The following is a 16,875-nucleotide window of genomic DNA, read 5'->3' as shown; positions in this document are numbered from 1 at the left end:
GTCATCCCATCATATAACATCGTTTTCACGTAACGGGTCTAAGGCCCCTAGTCTGCTAGAGGGATTTCGTGGAGGCATAATCAGCAGACAACCCTGCGAGACTAAGTGGCGGAGCCACCCGACAGCAAGCTGTCTTAAGCCTCTCCAGGTTCGTGAACACACAAACGTTATAGGAAATAGCCGTAAAATACTCAATTAGAGGTGGATTCAATGAAGCTAGAGTTTAGAGAAGAAATGCTTATTCCTCAGATCAATGGAGAAATATACTATTCCGTTTATGACCTTGAAAATTGGCTTAGAAGAATTTGTTTGACTGTATATATGATCGAGTATGGTGCCGATTGGGTAAATCATGTTCCAAAAAAAATAAAGGACGGATTAGTATATAGAATTTCTAAAAGTCAGGAATTAATTTATTTAGATGCTGATAGCGAGGAGAATATAATATGGTCACTTACACAAGGTGAGCTAGCTCAGATGTTATTCAATCCAAATGTATGGGGTAGGATTCAAGAGTTAACAGGATTTACTCAGGAAAGACTCTCTCAAAAGTTGAACGAGTTAAGAGAGATTAGAAATCTATTAGCTCATAATAGAGCACTTTCAGAACGAACATCAATAATCGCTAAAGGAATAATTGAATCACTGCACCTCTTGATTGATCGTTTTAAGAACAACTTTTTATACTCTAATGACATGGAAATAATTGAAGATGATTCTAATGATGAAGTCTGTGTTTACTTTTCGAGCAAGATGAAGGACAACGATTGGAGTAAGTTTCAGGCTTTTATAGAAGGTGATGAATCTTTATACTCGCTAGTTTGTTTGCCTGTTGCGCGAGATTGTCGCTATCCAAGTGCTTATAAACTTTTAAATAAATTTAATGAAGTAATGGAGAATATTCTTTCAATACAAGTAAATAAAACGGCAGATGAATTTATTATATTGATCCCAAAAAAGATCCCCCAAAATAAGTGTCTTGAAATAATAGATATTTTTCTTGAGAAACATGACTTATTCACTCATAAGGAATTTGAAAGTCAGCATCCAAAATATATTTGCAATCCGAAGATATGGTTCTATGAGAATAGAAGGCCAATAAATGAGTAGTGAAGATTAGTCGGAGAAGACGTCCACATCCTATAACATAATATTCACGCATCAGGCATATGCCTTCGGTCCGGCAGTCGCCGGACACCCAGCATGCGCTGGGTCGTGAATACAACAACGTTATACGACAGAATCTAAATAGCAGATATATAACACACAGATGTAATCGTGTTTAACAATCCATTAAATATAAACTATGCGCTAAATATAGGGAACTAATTTAAGCTTAAGGTAAAAAAATGTTTATTAAGGAGATTTTATGATTAGATTCGAAGAAATCGAGGATGAAATTATAATTCGATACACACCAAGGGATGGGGTATATTGGATAGAAAAGAAATTTGAAGATAACAAGGAGATAGCTATACATAAAACCTTTTACTTCGAAAAGAATGATTTATATAAGGAGATCGGTTCAGAAGAATTTACTATAATAGAAGAGGCACAATTTTCTTTTGCAAAGTTAGAAGGCGACTATTTTAGAGTCAAGAAAACTGCAATTGGGATAGAGAAGGAGTTATTGATCCATAAAAGTATAAAATTCCAACTAAATATATTTAAGACATGGAACAATATATCTATTTTCAAAAGGGTTTTTGATGTGATAGAAGGGGATTTGTCAATTGGACCAAAAGAGTCGGATTTACCTATAGAAGAATTCAAGAAAATATTAGAGATATTCCCCAAATCCACTGAACTACGGAAATATTCGAATGCAAGGATTAGCCATATATTAAAGGAATATGTAGATATGAAACGAGATTTTGTATCGGACTATAATTCCTACATGTCTAAAAAGTCAGTTGCTAATAGTGCTAGGTCTAGCTTAAGTGCTTCATTTGCCGAATATGAAATAATGAAGTATCAGATAGTGCTAAATCGTCTTAAAGATATGCTGAAAAATGAAAAAGGCTATTCTGAATCAGACTGGCAAAACGAAATTATTGATGTTTTAATATTGATTTATCCTAAATATATCACAGTATTCAAAGAAGTAATCGTCTACGACGATTACGATTCGAAAGAAAGAAGATTAGATTATATGCTAGTTGACTCAAATGGAAATGTTGATGTGGTTGAAATAAAAAAACCTAATGCTAATGCTTTAATTTCGACAAGAACATATAGAGACAATTATGTCCCTGTTAGAGAACTCTCGGGTACTATCATGCAAGTAGAAAAGTATCTGTTTCATTTAAACAAGTCGGGTAGACAAGGTGAATTGAAGCTAACAGATAAATATAAGGATTTGCTTCCGGATGGTTTCAAGATTAACATAACAAATCCTAATGCTATATTAATTCTTGGAAGAGAAGAAGATCTTGGGATTGAACAACTTCGAGATTTAGAAGTTATTAAACGAAAGTATAAAAATGTGATGGACATTGTTACATATGATGATCTTATTAGAAGATTAGAAAGAATTATTGGAAAATTTCAAAGTCAATTGCCGAAAACCCATTCAAGAAGTGATTCCGTTGTATAACATAATATTAACGACTCAGCGCATGCTGAGTCGTTAATAAAGGAACGTTAGATGACATAAAGGAGAATACAGATGGAAAAAATAGTTTTCAGTCAGATTACATATGCTTATGAATTTACCAATATAGAGATCTTCTTCAAATATAAAAATATGACTTTTTTAGTACTGATAATCTTACAAGCGTTTATACAGATAATGGAGCTTCTCAAGCAAGGGAGTTCCAATTGAATTGCATTACCAGTATTGAAATGCACGAAGGAATAAAATGAAAGTAACAGATACAATAGAGCAAGCATACTTACAGTACTTGGAATTGTTTCTTTTTTCGTGGGAATCCCATTAACGGTTTATCATAAAATAAAAGGAGAAGATACAATAATACCGAATAATTTAATTAATGAGGGACCTTTAAAATTAACTATTGAAAATGAAGATTATACGGAACAATTAAAATCTGTGTTGGAGAAGTTAGAATCCGATGAAGAGGTTGTAGTATCTTTATTAGACCGTTGGAGAAAAGCAAACTACTTAGTAAATGAAAGCGTTGATGCAAATCTCTACCATGATGAAGCTATTCTTAATTATTTTCATATTATAGAACTAATTTGTGAAATCTACTCAAAAGATTTACGAATAGATTTGGAAGAAAATATAAAAGGGTATGTTGAAGAATTTTATAAAAAACATTTCTTTTTCAATGAAAATCAACTTGAGTCACAAGTCAATTCAGTAAAAAAAGTCTTTACTGAAGTTTTGATTGGTAGGGACTTAGCATTGTCACATAAAATTAAATTTGTTCTAACTAAATTCAATATGTTGAATCCTTTTGTTGAAAATTTTATAGACTCTGTAATAAAAACAAGAAATGCTATTGCTCATGGGAGATTTACATACCAAGAAAAATTATCTTGGCCTTTACCACCGTTTTTTTTCATGTCTAATGAATCGTTCGAAATATTAGACTCCTTAAACTTTCTTACAGCTAGATTGATTAGCTGTTATTTAGGGATTGAATGTTGGAAAAAGGAATGGGAAGAAGTAGATAAAGATTTAATGCCTCCTGATAAATTGCTAGAAAAATTTTTGACAAATGTTTCGGAATTTCCCGAGTTGAATTGTGTAAGTATTAATGAACCAAATCAGTATCATATCACATGGAGGTCAATTTTCAAACACTATGTAAGTAATCCTAAAAAATTCAAAATAGAAAAAATTGAAACTGTTTTAAAAAGCTTCTTTATGGAATGTACAGTCGACGAGTCCAGCGCCGGTGATTTATTTAACATGTCTGTGATTTTAAGTGACTCAAAGGATGAGGAAATTCAAAATACAGCTATAAAGAACATAGATTTGATAATTCAGAATAGGTGGTATCTTTGGTCTAATAAAAGAGATATTTATAGTTATTTAGAAAAAATGAATGTTCCACCTATCTGGTATCTGAGTTATTTAAAGCAGCAAAGATCATTATTGCGTTATCTAACATAATATTTAAGCGGCGTCTCCTGACAAAGCCTTGATCTTCTGAGTGAATTTCGGAGAGAGATTTCAGTAGAAAGCTCCTTCGAGGTTCACGAATACAGAAACGTTTTACGACAGAATAAAATACAATAGAAAAGAGGATCAGATGATCCTCTAAATGCTAGAGTTTTGCAATTCACTAAAGAGTTGTAGAGCGTCTTTGAAACCTTGTATGTAGTTACTTCTTTCTAGGATGGATTGAAGAGAAATTTGAGCGTCTTCGTAAAGAAAAACCGTATGTTGAAGTTGATCGGGCAAAGCATCACGAAGTGTTTTAAAGTATTGATCTGTCTCAGAAGAAAGCCGAGTGTATTCTGCATGACAATCCAAAAGCTCAGTATAGAGTAATTCTAGACGTATTCTTATCAGTGGTTCTGTTAGCGATTCTAATGTATTAACCATATCCTGTTCCTCCTTTGATTAACTCTATAGAGTTATTATATAACCTCTTAAAGTTAATTACAAGGTGAATATTTGACTTTGTAGAGTTAAAACTTCGCTTTTAATTGATGATTACTAATGTGGAAGATAAGATAGAAATATGGAGGGGAAAAGATGAACGTAATCAAGTGTAATATACGAGAGCTCATGGCAGAACATCGAATAGATGATATAACAGAATTGATGGTGAGATCAGGCTTAAGTCGTAACTCAATCAACAAGTTATATCGGGAGACGAATATAGAAACAACAAAGCTAGAAACTTTATTTAAACTATGCGATACATTTAACTGCAAATTATCGGATTTAATTGAATATGTACCTGAAGAAGAAAATTAGTGAAGGTATATTCAAGGAGTGATTCCGTCCTATAACATAATATTCAAGCTGCGGCTCCTTTGGAGCCTTAGTCTGCTGGATGAATTTTGTGGAAGCGTTTCAGCAGACACATCCGACTTCGTCGGACGTCTTGAATACAGGAACGTTATCGGAAATCAGTGGGGGATAATTATTTTAAACCGGATACTATTTTCAATAGATTGTTTGTAGAGAATTATCTATAGATAACATATAAAATGCTTGATCAACTTTAATACGATAAGGAGATCACTATGGAGAACAAATTATTGAATAGGGTTTTACCCTACGTGGGATGGACATTCAATATTAGATACACTAATGAAGATATTTCTATACTTGTTGATTTTTGCAACGAAATTGAGACAGACATTACATATTCAAAGTAAGCTAAATTTAGATATGAGACAAGATTATGCCTTGAAAATATATAATGTTATTTCATTTCAGTTATTAAGTGTGCAGGAAAGTGCGGATCTTATGAGTACTGTATATGTGAATTCCACTCACTTAAAATGCATTCTAGAATTACTGGACGAGGCATATTTGAGTTTTTATAGAGGATATTATACTGCGGCATTATCAGTACTTTTTATTGCTTTAGAAAAATATCTTAGATCAATTTATGGCTGGAAACCAGGAGACAAAAATCCTACATTTCGTGAACTGAAGAACTGTATTTGCGACTTACCAGAGCCTGAATCGGCACAGTTAGCAAAAACGATTGTGGATAATATTTATTCAAAGTACGATTCTCTCAACCCGAACGATTTTTATTTTAATCGTCATTCATTATTGCATGGTTTGTATCGAAAATCAGATTTTGATGAAATGAATTGTGCTCGATTATTTAATTTATTTTCTATATTTGCAAAAGCTGAAGGAATTAATAGAAAGGCGTATGGTGAAAATATGGAAATGTTTAAAATTAGGCATTCAATATTTGGGGATTGCACAAGGAATAAGAATGAACAGATGTTTCTTAACATTAATGTAATTCAAGGAAGTCGCTGACATCCGATAACATAATATTCACGCTGCGGGCATACGCCCTTGATCCGGCATTCGCCGGATACCCGACATATGTCGGGTCGTGAATACAGGAACGTTATATGAAAGATCGGTAGACCTTTAAAAAGAGGAGAATTAGAAAAGGGGATAATAAAAATGGATGAAATTTACTTTTTAAGACATTACCTCTCGTCTCTCAGGTCTCGATGTTCAAAAGCAATTCTAAATGCTCCAAGTAATTACCCGAATTATGAGCTCGGTAACGGTGTAAGAACTCCAATTGAAGTTTTGGCACACATGTCTGATGTCATAAGATATGCCCAATCCGTTTTTGATAACCAAGCACAACTTAAGAAAGAATCAGGAAACTGGAATGACGAAGTACAGACATTTTTTAATGAGCTGCATAACTTAGACAATTTAATGAAATCAAATGGAATACCAAACAAAGATAGAATTATCGAAAAACTGATTCAAGGACCATTATCAGATGCAATGACACATGTTGGTCAATTGTCAATGATAAGAAGAATGGCTGGAGATTCAATACCTGGAGAGAATTTCTTTATTGCTGAAGTAAAGGTTGAATAGTTATTTTAAGGTGGTGGGGCGTCGTGAATACAACAACGTTATCTGAAACCAATGCTCAATGCAAATAAAAGACAAAAATTAAGGAGCCAATAATGCAATTATCTCAGAATAGTATGAGTGGAATTAAAGGCTGGCTGCTTCTCTTTGTGATCTATTCTTTTTATCTACTTATAAGTAATTTAATAGGTCTTTATTTCGAATTTTATATTTATATGTTAGTTGGAACAATTGGTTGGAATCTTGCTAGAACTATTTCTGTCGGAATATATTTATTTTCTGAAGTCTTAATTATTGTTTCTCTAGTGCTTATATTGAAGAAGAAAAGGAAAGGACCAAATATAATAATTCAAATTGAAATAATCACTATAATATTTGGATTTTTAAACTTCATTCTCACAATTAACAAAATAGATGAACTCCCAAGTTTAATCTCTACAATTATTTTTGGATCAATATGGATTTTGTATTTTAAAAACTCAAAACGAGTCAAAGCAACATTTGAAAGTTAATCAAGAAGGCATTGGCATCAGATAACAAAATATTCACGCATCGGGCCATTCGGCCCTCGGTCCGGCAGAGACATTTTGGGGGAGTGGAAGCAGCCGGACAACCCTGCACTGGCTAAGTCCGTCGGACCCGGCGCGTTCGCTCCTTAAGCCAGTGAGGGTTCGAGAATACAAGAACGTTAAGTGAAATCACCTAAATACTAAATTGGAGTTGATCTTATGGAATTTTCTGAGGTGATTGATTTTCTAAGTAATGATAATAGTTATTGGAGTTCTCGTGGACATGAAGAAATAGATATACCATTTGATGTTACGCCTTCAGAATACTTGTCCTTTGCTGAATTTGATTTAGAATCGGGAACTGAAAAACACAGTTTAATAAATGCTCTCTCAAATGCAAAGAGATCTCTTGACTGCCAAATTGATTGTTTGATGATTGCATTTGGTTTTTTTTGGAAATTCAAAAAAATGGAATGTACCTAAGAAGATAGAGACTTTAAAAAACTTAGGAATTACTGCTCCTAGAATATTAAATAAAATAAATTCTGTAAGGAATTTAGTTGAACATGAATTTGTTGTTCCAAATAAAGAACAAGTGTCAGACTTTATAGATATTGTTGCACTATTCAATGCAAGTACAGAAAAACATATTTTTAATTTCCCGGGAGATAGTCAAATAGAACACGATTTAATAAAAAAAGTTTTTCTAGATATCAAGTTTAAACGTAACCAAAGAAACATAAAAATAGAAGTAAGAGAGAAAGGTGTAACAGATAGACAGATATTTAATATTGATTCAAGTCATGATAATTATATAATTTTTATGAAACATTATATTGAGAATTTTTCTAAATCGTGACGAATATAACTCGAAGATAAGTGACTTTACTTAAACAATATACTCACGCACCGGGCATGTACCCTCGGTCCGGCAGAGGCCAGACATCCCAGCATTCGCTAGGGTTGTGAATACAGGAACGTTAAGTGAAATTCTAATTAAATGATATAATGTAACCATAAAAGGACAGGAGGGATTAATGTGAAGTGGCAAGAAGTACAACAAATCTTCCCGAATCAATTTGTAAAGTTTGAAATTCTTCATTTCGAAGAGACAGAAAATAAAGAAATCATAGATGACGTCGCTGTGATTGGTCCTGTAAGTGACGAAGAAGCAACAAGAGAGTTGTTGAATAGCCGAGACAAAACCTTGGTTTATCATACTTCTAAGGACCAGGTCATTGTGAAGGTTCGGAAGAATGTTGGTTTAAGGAGAAATCTATAAATGAAAATTGAATATAGGGATGGGCTGTTGTTCACCGAAATAACAGTCCATTTTAATGGAGAAAAGAAAGTCATAAATAACATAGTTATTGACACAGGAGCAAGCCATACATTGATTTCACAGGATGAAGTAGATGATATTGGGATTCAGGTCGGGATGGATGACGAAATCATAACAAGTTACGGAATTGGAGGGAAAGAACACGCATTTTCCAAACGGGATCAAGGGAATACAGGTAGGAGATTTTATTTTAAGAGATGTACTCATAGATTTTACTTCATTTAAATATCACAATATCAACGGATTATTGGGATTAGACATATTGGTAAAAGGCAAATTCAATGTAGATCTAGAGAACTTTAAACTCTCTCGTTCATAAAGCCATTAAATTTAAAAAGGTTATTCAAAAAAAAGTTGAACTTCACTTAACACAATATTTACACTATGTTTTCGATGGAACCTTGGTCTGCGGGATGAGTTTCGGAGAGGAATTTCAGCAGACACCCCCTAACGGGTTCATAAATACAAGAACGTTATAGGAGATACTTGATAAAAGGAGAAAGCAAAATGTTTTAGAAATATCTGCGGACGAAAGGGTATTAAAGATAGATGTTTCACCGAATATGGCTTATGAATCCAAAGGAACATTTTATGAGTTTCCACATTCAGAATTTAATGAAGAGCATCCACAAATTTATCATACAAACCTCTGTTGTAGTTTCAATGGAACAAATGGATATGGAATGTACATTGACGCAAGAGGTAGAAATCAATGAAAAGAAAAATATTCTTTTGAAGAAAATGAAGATCAAATAGTTGTTGCTAGATTAGAAATAACGGAACTCCCAAATGAATGGAAAGAAAAAATGGGAGATTCTTGGTTTTATTGGCTTGATACATTAGACGATGATTATGCAGTAATTAGTAAAAGAGCTGATAGAATTGTAAATGAAGATATAGCGGTTTACATGTCGCATTAGTCCGGCTGAAATGTCGCAAAAGTACATGGTAACGCGATGTGGAGATATATTATACTCGCCTTATATTTCGATAATGAAAATCATTATCATACATAAGGAGGATTCACCATGAATAAAGGAACAAAGAGGCAAGCTGCCGGAAGCATGGCACATGCTAACCATAAATCACGATTTTTAATGGGCTGGATGCTGGCCCTTGTTCTTGTACTGACGGCTTGCGGTGCCGGAGCAGGTACAAATGGCGGCAATGAGTCTGCTACAACTCCAACGGACACGCCTTCGAATGGAGCGTCTCAGACTGCCGGAGCCTTCCCGGTTACGATCTCGCATATGAAGGGTCAGTATACGCTTAACGAGAAACCAAAGAAAATTGCTGTGCTTGATGTCAAATTTCTGGATCAATTGCTAGCCGTTGGCGAGCAGCCGGCAGGCAGTGTTATCGCTGAAGGCAATACCACATTTCCGGAATATTTAGGCGATAAGCCGGGTGACGTACAGGTTTTAGGTACACGGGACAAGCCCAATCTGGAAGCGATTGTAGCATTGGACCCGGATCTTATTTTAATGACTGATTTTCAAGAGAAAGAGTATGAGAGTGTAAGCAAAATAGCACCCACAATCGTACTTGACTTCTACGAGGATTGGCGAGATACGTTAGCTACGGTGGCTGCGATCACAGGTAAGCAGGCAGAGGCAGAAACTGTGCGTAAGGCTTATGAGGACAAAATTGCAGGACTGAAGGAGAAGCTGTCGGAGAAGTTGGGAGAGGAAACGGTAGCACTTATTCGTCCGAGAAAAGAAGGCATTCGTGTTCATGGTCTTGAGCATCGAACAGGCGGCATTCTGTATGAGGATTTGGGCTTAAAAATGCCTGCATTAGTCCAGAAGATCAAAGATGATACCTCCGTTGAAATCTCGATGGAGAAAGTTCCTGAGATTGGTGCAGATCATTATTTTGTTCTGTCTGATGAGTTGTTTGCGGCAGAGGCAGAGGCTTTGGATAGCAGTTCAGTATGGAAATCCCTTGATGCAGTCAAAAATAACCGTGCATATGATGTTAATTCTACACTTTGGATCGCTTATTATGGCCCACTTGCAATTAATATTATTGTAGATCAGGCATCGGAAGCACTGTTGGGATCGAATTAAAATGGACCATTATCTATCGACTGACTTATGGCAGCAAACGGTGGAAGAACACTCGATTCGGCTTGGTGAGCCGTCTGAAGATAATGTCCGTATTATTGCTTTGAGTCAACTACATGAAGAAGCTGCATGCCGAGAGTATTTAAGCTGGCTTCAAGAGTATATTGGTGCGCCTGACATGAGGGTAGCTGCTTCGATGTTAGCTAAGCGAATCGGCTACCTGTGGATTGCTCCGTTGCTGACCGCGATGACCGTTCATCATCAGCATGTTTCTTTTCGGCTAGACAACAGCTTTCTCTATCATCCGACGCTCACAGCTAATGAGGGGGGGACGCATTTTCCTTTTCTAGCTATGAACGGGCTTCGGGCAGAAGCACTAACTGGAGACAGGGAAGTGTGGCGGGAAAAGGTGGTAAAGGAGATGTTTGCGTTACACCTTGCACCGCTGTTAAAGACGCTTGCTGCAATTGCTCCTCTTTCGATGAGTATCCTTTGGGAGAATATCATGATACGCATTGTCCCATTATATACTCCTGAAGTAGACAATGCTGAGCAAGAAAGTCAGCACATCCAGGCAGATTTTTTATATCTGACGCAAGGAGCGCCCGGGCATTTGTTCGGTGTAAAAAGAAATCCGTTCACCCGGTTCACAAAAAATAAGGACAGCTTTCCAGCCGTGAAAAGCAAGCGTACCACCTGTTGTTTTTATTACCAGATGTCAGGGGAATATTGCAGAAAATGTCCGAAAATTGACAATGAGAATAAATCTCAATTAAAATGACAACAGCAACAATTTTACTTTTGCTGACAGGCCTGGTTGTAGTTAATTGGTTAAGCCCAGTCATGCGAGTCACTCTAGCAAAGGATGCTATTGTCAGGAGATGAGAGAAATGCCGCTACAAGAACAGACAAGTCTATGGAGTGATACAACGATCAAGATGCTTGACGAGTATAGCGGTACTTTGCAGACAGGCAGTGTTCTTCGCGAAACGGAATTAACTTCGAATGTGTTGTTGCTGGCATACGGAGGGGAAGGGGAGCTTGCAATGAATGGTGAGGTTTGCCACATTGGAGCTTCTTTTGCTGGTCATGTTGTTAAGGGGACATCCTTAACGCTGACGGCCAGATCAGACGACATTTATTATATCGTGATCATGTACAAGGCTTCTTCTATGGAGGGAGCCTCTCTTGTTTTGCCTTCATATCGAAAACATCCGTTGCGCACTTCATTTGTGCAAAATTCGGTAACCCAAGCAGAATGGATCGAGAATGCAGAAAAAATCGTTGCCAAATGGCGTCGTGGCGAAGGGATGGAACGTTTTCATGCCAATGCGTTGCTTCAGGGCATGATCTACGAACTGATCATGGATTACGAACGTGATCAGGGAGGAGAAGCGTCTGACATGGTGGATGTTGTCGCTTCATATATAGCGTCGCATTATCGCCAGAATCTGGAGCTTAAAGAGCTGGCAGCCCTTGCTGGATGCAGCTTAAGACAGCTGCAGCGACGATTCAAACAAGAGAAGCAGCTCGGACTGACTGAGTATGTCATTCAGTTGCGCATGGAGAGTGCATCGCGGATGCTGCGTCACACGGATGCTCCCATCGGTGAAATTGCTGACAGAATGGGCTATCGCGACATGTATTATTTCAGTAGGGCGTTTAAGAAATATTATGGCATCCCTCCGCTGCGTTATAGGCTTGATGCCGCTTCGAAAACAGATATAGACTATGCTCATTCCTTGCAGCGGAACCGCACAGCTTCTTCATATGAGTCGGCCCAAGGCTCGGTGATATGCCATATGCGAGGGGAATACTATGTTATCGGATCTCCGAAGCGTATCGCTGTACTCGATGTGCAATATGCTGATCATTTGCTTGCGCTGGGGCTCTCTCCAGCAGGTAGTGTAGGACTAGGCAATGCAGTGTTACATTTCCCTCAAACGATCAGGGCAGGACTTCAGAATACTGAATTACTCGGAACATATGAGTACCCCGACCTGTTTGCAGTGGAGCGACTGTCTCCGGATCTAATTATTTGCACCGAGGTACATGAGCCGCACTATGAACAGTTAAGCCGGATCGCTCCAGTTCTCATGTTTAAGCGCAATGAAAACTGGCAGACTATTTTGACTCTTTTCGGTGAACTGACAGGCAAACGAGAAGAGGCAAAGCGTATTATAACGGATTATCACCGACGAACCACATTGCTGTCCGAAGAACTTGCTCCCGTTCTGGCAGGCAAGAGCGTGGCACTGATCCGTCCGCTGGATTCTCTGGTTCGCGTGCATTCTGCCTCTCATCGTACAGGGGCTGTGCTGTACCATGATCTAGGTCTGCCTGTTCCGTTATTTGTGGCAGATACCTCCGACACGGCCTATCACATCTCAGTTGACAGACTACCGGCTGTACACGCCAGCCATTACTTCTTGCTTAGCCATGAACTCATGCAGGAGGGAATATCCGCAACAGAGCAACGTGTCTGGGGAATGCTTGATACCGTTGAGCGCCAGCACATACACTCGGTCGATGCCGCGACATGGATTGGCTGTTATGGACCCACAGGCATCAATGGCATTGTGGATCAGATCGCTCAGGCTTTGTTGGCTTGATGGGAGAAGAAGTTGCTACTTGTGCGCATAGAGATTTTAACAGGAACTAAAGACAGTTCATCTTTGCCTTATGTCATAGAGGGAAAGTTGAACTGTTTTTTTATGGCCAATCCATCAGATAACATCATATCCACGCATCGGAGCCTGGCGGTTCCTCGGTCCGGCAAAGAGGATTGCCAGGAAGTGGGGGCAGGCGGACACAAACGCACGGCGGCCGCTCATTTCGTTCGCATAAGTCAGAGGGACATCGTGAACACATAAGCGTTATATGCTAGAAATGATGGACAACAGATAGAATAAAGAAAAATGCAAGAAAATAGATGAGAACACTTGTTTGCAGGAGTGAACACAGGTAAAATATAGATACAATTGACTCTTGGGTGGGTATGGTTTTCCTTCGAAAGTGAGACCATGGAAGTAAAAGATGCGATGACTCTAATGTTACTATTTTGGACATCTATTCTTGCACTTTTAACATGCATCAATAACAACAAGAGAAGGTAAAAAATCACCTAAAGGTTAAGAGCCGAAGGTGGGTTTTTATTATCTGAGACTTAGAAGGGAATAAACCCTCCAAGCCAATTGTAATGACCAGATGTTGACCGTAATTGGTCTTTCTTTAAGTGTGCTAACAGATGAAAAAAGATGAATTAAAGAAAAAATAAGATAAGTGAAGTGAAAAGCAAGTTAGTAAGCAAACTCATATGCGAAATACTATGCAACAATTTTAAAAATCTATTAAAACAAAAACAAGAAAATGAGGGATGTGCCCAATGACATTACAGGACCTATTTAATGAAAAACCAACTCAATTGTAAAAACAAAAGAATGGTTGAATACGGAGATGACCTTTTTACAGAAGTGAGATTATTAATGTGTGATAAAGTCCTTGATAACTATCTAAACCAATTAATATTATTACAAGAAACTAAACATCCTGAAAGTATTATGAAGGCTGTAGAAGAAATTGTAATTACGTTTAATGAATTGAATGAAAAGAACACTATTTTATTGAAACGATGGAACGTGAAGAACTGGCTGAATTTATAGATAAGGCAGCAAGACTAGCTGGATTAGAAATTGAGGAGGATCAAGATATTACAGAAGAATGGAGAGAATGGTGATGGTGAATTAAACAGGATTTCTAAGTAGATTCAATGAATTCATGGTACCTCTGTATAACATCACATCCAAGCATCGTCGCATTCGCTCCTCGGTTCGGCAGAAGTTGAGAAGCCATGAAGTAGAATCAGCCGAACATATTCGGCATACGCCGGACGTCTTGAATACAGAAACGTTATGTGAGATCAGCTAGGAATAAAAAGGCTATATTTAGGAGCAAGTACTATGAAGCGAATTTACAAGCATATCGAAGAATACACAGATCAGGAAATAAAAGATATTTTAACTCGCCGAGAAGTAGAAAAACTTATATATTTACCACTTTCAGTTGGAATGTATCATCACAATTGGAAGTTTGCTCAAGATATATGTCTTAAATCAGCGCAACATGATAATCCAAATGTAAGAGCGAATTCTGTATTGGGATTAGCACATATAGCAAGAACTAAAAAACAGTTAGATAAAAGACTAGTAAAACCAATCATTTTGAAAGAATTAAAAAATAATATAGAACATAAAGGAATAATATTAGATGCTATAAGTGATATAAATTTATTTATGAAGTGGAAACTAGCAAGGAAGCATAATTATTAGTTGACTCGAAGAAAAGCTGACCTCATATAACATCGCATCTACGCTGCGGGCGTTGCCCTTGGTTCGCTAGAAGTGGAAAGCAGAGAGAGAAGCGGGATCAGCTCACAACCCTGCGAGGCTAAGTCCGATGGACCCGGCGCTTTGCGCCTTAAGCCTCTCGGATTCGTAGATACAAGAACGTTATGCGAAACTGCTTAGAGATGGAGGAATACCAGATGTTTTTGAATTCTCATGTCTTTGAGTTAGCCAAAAAATTAAATACAGAAGAGAATCATAAGCAATGGACAGGCTTAAGAAGAAATTCTGTATTCTATGGCTTGGTCTGCTATATTAACAATTCAATTTCTTTATGTCTAAGTGATAATTATACAAGTTCAATATTGTTTTTAAGAAGAGCACGTAAAGAAATCATTAATATTGAAACCAATTCAAATAAGATTCAATATCAATATGGAGATAAATATATCAAACTCTGTAATAATTATTTGAATGAGTTAGAGACATTTATAAAAGATAATCATTTAGTGTCTGATGAAGATTTTGAGTTTATTTTAAACAAAGAATTGTAGACATCGGTTCAAAAGTTTTCGAAGAAGCTTCGCATAACATAATATCGGAGCCTAGGCCAGCGAGTTGGGGTTCATGCATACAGGAACGTTATTAGAAAGACTATGAGGAGGAAAATAATGAAGCTATTTCATGGAGAACAAGTCTTAATTAAAGAAAACAATCTCTTACAGCCACAAATACATACTCCTCTTGGAATAATTGAATTTTCAATCACAGTCTCTGATAACTTCTATTATCCAGAAAAAAGTTATAAACTCAAAAATGGTGGATCATTATATAAATATTATTATGATTCATTTGATTGTGAGCTAGTTGTCTGTAGACCCAAGCTCAATCTCGCTTTACATCTGACAGTAGAAGAATGTTGGGGAGCAGTTTTTAGAATAAAGCCTCATGCGAACACTCAAATAAGTACGTGCAGCTTTTCTGCTTCTTGGAAGGAGGGTTACAGTTGGACAGATTATGGATCTAATACTGGGGAAGATCTTGAAGCTGTCGAATACGAGAATCAGATATACCGTTTACACTTGGGGACACAAGACGGGGATATGTTAATGGCAAGAAGAAATCAAGGAGATATGATTCCTAAATCGCTATGTTTAAACTCTGACTTTGAAAAGCACGGTTTTATCCTAAGTTCTGATAAAGGCATTAAAATTCCTATGACACTAATTGATTCTAATGAGATATGCCAAGTACATTTTTTAGTTGCTTGGAATAAGAATATCAAAGAGGATGTTTCGACGTGGTTGGCTGTGGACCAGTTCTCAAATGAAATATTAAAGGGAGAAGAAATTTTGTAGATACCCTCAAAATTGTCATAGTTCATCTGATAACATAGTATCACACATCGGCATACGCCCTCGGCCCGGCAGAAGGATTTCGGAAAAGGAGATCACTGTAGGACACCTGAGCACTCGCTGGGATCGTGAATGTAGAATCGTTAGATGAAAGCCCCCGAATAAATAAAACCATCTAAAAAGGATGAAAAGAAAAAGTGATAAAATCTATTAGTATTGATGAATGGATTGGGACCACATTCAATGAAGAAATAGTTATGAATCCTACGTGGGCAGACACTTTAAGTTTTTTTTAAAAACTCGATGGAGATAAATTTACATTAGTTTTTTTTGAGGTATCAGATACAGATTCAGCATTGGTTGGAGGCGGACCGGAATATTTTATAGTGTCTATTACAATTGATGGTAATATATATACTCTTATGAACAATAAACAGGGAAACGGTGAAATTCATCTGGTTGCTGGTGGCCAGTTAGGCAATTATTGCGATAACATTTGTATAGAATTAATTCCTATGCTTGAAGTAATGAAGTATTTTTATGAAACTGGAAAACTACTCGAACACATAAATGGAAACGAGAATAATAATTACTTAACTCGAAAAAAGTCAACGTTATTTAACATAGCATTCAACTCATCTGGCCGGGACAAGCCGACCCTTAGCCCGGAAGATGCATTTCGGAAGGGCGGATTCAACGGAAACATTCAACCGGCTAAGTAGCAGAGCCACCCGGACTACGTGCCT

18 protein-coding genes and 2 pseudogenes are annotated in these 16,875 nt (G+C 37.0%); 19 read left to right on the top strand and 1 reads right to left on the bottom strand.

The genetic code is table 11. The annotated features are described in order from the left end of the window. Positions 1 to 210: 210 nt before the first annotated feature. From NSS94_RS16995 to NSS94_RS16985, 3 genes are all read left to right on the top strand, one after another. Entirely contained in the window at positions 211 to 1,110 is a 900-nt protein-coding gene (locus NSS94_RS16995; RefSeq protein ID WP_341039709.1) for a hypothetical protein, read from the top strand. A gap of 259 nt (positions 1,111 to 1,369) precedes the next feature. After that, complete coding sequence (locus tag NSS94_RS16990) at positions 1,370 to 2,596, top strand: Shedu immune nuclease family protein (RefSeq protein WP_341039708.1); 1,227 nt, start codon at positions 1,370 to 1,372, stop codon at positions 2,594 to 2,596. Positions 2,597 to 2,923: 327 nt separating this feature from the next. After that, entirely contained in the window at positions 2,924 to 4,084 is a 1,161-nt protein-coding gene (locus NSS94_RS16985) for a hypothetical protein (protein WP_341039707.1), read from the top strand. A gap of 147 nt (positions 4,085 to 4,231) precedes the next feature. On the opposite strand, the gene NSS94_RS16980 is transcribed toward NSS94_RS16985, so the two are convergent. Beyond that, entirely contained in the window at positions 4,232 to 4,519 is a 288-nt protein-coding gene (locus tag NSS94_RS16980; RefSeq protein WP_341039706.1) for a DUF6809 family protein, read from the bottom strand. Between the two features lie 153 nt (positions 4,520 to 4,672). On the opposite strand from NSS94_RS16980, the gene NSS94_RS16975 reads away from it, so the two are divergent. From NSS94_RS16975 to NSS94_RS16895, 16 genes and pseudogenes are all read left to right on the top strand, one after another. Then, the gene (locus tag NSS94_RS16975; RefSeq protein ID WP_220029949.1) at positions 4,673 to 4,897 is read left to right on the top strand and encodes a helix-turn-helix domain-containing protein; all 225 of its coding nucleotides are present in this window, start codon (positions 4,673 to 4,675) and stop codon (positions 4,895 to 4,897) included. Positions 4,898 to 5,275: 378 nt separating this feature from the next. Then, complete coding sequence (locus NSS94_RS16970; RefSeq protein WP_341039705.1) at positions 5,276 to 5,929, top strand: hypothetical protein; 654 nt, start codon at positions 5,276 to 5,278, stop codon at positions 5,927 to 5,929. Positions 5,930 to 6,082: 153 nt separating this feature from the next. Continuing rightward, positions 6,083 to 6,517, top strand: coding sequence for a hypothetical protein (locus NSS94_RS16965; protein ID WP_341039703.1), 435 nt, complete (start codon positions 6,083 to 6,085; stop codon positions 6,515 to 6,517). Between the two features lie 113 nt (positions 6,518 to 6,630). Next, on the top strand, positions 6,631 to 7,026 hold the full coding sequence (locus NSS94_RS16960; RefSeq protein WP_208332677.1) for a DUF2569 family protein: 396 nt from the start codon (positions 6,631 to 6,633) through the stop codon (positions 7,024 to 7,026). 216 nt (positions 7,027 to 7,242) lie between these two features. Continuing rightward, on the top strand, positions 7,243 to 7,506 hold the full coding sequence (locus NSS94_RS16955) for a hypothetical protein (RefSeq protein ID WP_341039702.1): 264 nt from the start codon (positions 7,243 to 7,245) through the stop codon (positions 7,504 to 7,506). Then, entirely contained in the window at positions 7,460 to 7,882 is a 423-nt protein-coding gene (locus NSS94_RS16950; protein ID WP_341039701.1) for a hypothetical protein, read from the top strand. Before NSS94_RS16955 ends, NSS94_RS16950 begins: the two co-directional genes overlap by 47 nt. Positions 7,883 to 8,062: 180 nt before the next feature. After that, positions 8,063 to 8,305: a hypothetical protein gene (locus NSS94_RS16945; RefSeq protein ID WP_013372314.1), complete on the top strand. Its 243-nt coding sequence runs from the start codon at positions 8,063 to 8,065 to the stop codon at positions 8,303 to 8,305. After that, positions 8,306 to 8,684: pseudogene (locus NSS94_RS16940) on the top strand (retropepsin-like aspartic protease). Between the two features lie 709 nt (positions 8,685 to 9,393). Beyond that, positions 9,394 to 10,434 (top strand): ABC transporter substrate-binding protein, encoded by a 1,041-nt coding sequence (locus NSS94_RS16935; protein ID WP_069010396.1) that lies wholly within the window; start codon positions 9,394 to 9,396, stop codon positions 10,432 to 10,434. A gap of 1 nt (position 10,435) precedes the next feature. Next, positions 10,436 to 11,212: a (2Fe-2S)-binding protein gene (locus NSS94_RS16930; protein WP_069010397.1), complete on the top strand. Its 777-nt coding sequence runs from the start codon at positions 10,436 to 10,438 to the stop codon at positions 11,210 to 11,212. Between the two features lie 109 nt (positions 11,213 to 11,321). Continuing rightward, positions 11,322 to 13,043, top strand: coding sequence for a helix-turn-helix domain-containing protein (locus NSS94_RS16925; RefSeq protein ID WP_264216042.1), 1,722 nt, complete (start codon positions 11,322 to 11,324; stop codon positions 13,041 to 13,043). Between the two features lie 773 nt (positions 13,044 to 13,816). Then, positions 13,817 to 14,167: pseudogene (locus tag NSS94_RS16915) on the top strand (hypothetical protein). A 223-nt stretch (positions 14,168 to 14,390) separates the two neighbouring features. After that, positions 14,391 to 14,759 carry a hypothetical protein gene (locus NSS94_RS16910; RefSeq protein ID WP_029515456.1) on the top strand — a complete coding sequence of 123 codons (369 nt, stop codon included), beginning with the start codon at positions 14,391 to 14,393 and terminating at the stop codon, positions 14,757 to 14,759. 215 nt (positions 14,760 to 14,974) lie between these two features. Then, positions 14,975 to 15,328 (top strand): hypothetical protein, encoded by a 354-nt coding sequence (locus tag NSS94_RS16905; RefSeq protein WP_069010400.1) that lies wholly within the window; start codon positions 14,975 to 14,977, stop codon positions 15,326 to 15,328. Between the two features lie 117 nt (positions 15,329 to 15,445). Next, positions 15,446 to 16,132 carry a hypothetical protein gene (locus NSS94_RS16900; RefSeq protein WP_069010401.1) on the top strand — a complete coding sequence of 229 codons (687 nt, stop codon included), beginning with the start codon at positions 15,446 to 15,448 and terminating at the stop codon, positions 16,130 to 16,132. Between the two features lie 419 nt (positions 16,133 to 16,551). Beyond that, positions 16,552 to 16,851 (top strand): hypothetical protein, encoded by a 300-nt coding sequence (locus tag NSS94_RS16895; RefSeq protein WP_341039698.1) that lies wholly within the window; start codon positions 16,552 to 16,554, stop codon positions 16,849 to 16,851. Positions 16,852 to 16,875 lie beyond the last annotated feature (24 nt).

The sequence above is a fragment of the Paenibacillus sp. FSL L8-0644 genome, assembly GCF_038008165.1.
Lineage (GTDB): Bacteria > Bacillota > Bacilli > Paenibacillales > Paenibacillaceae > Paenibacillus > Paenibacillus polymyxa_D.
Note: the sequence above shows the minus strand (reverse complement) of the source record. Positions and strands in the feature narration are given on the sequence as shown.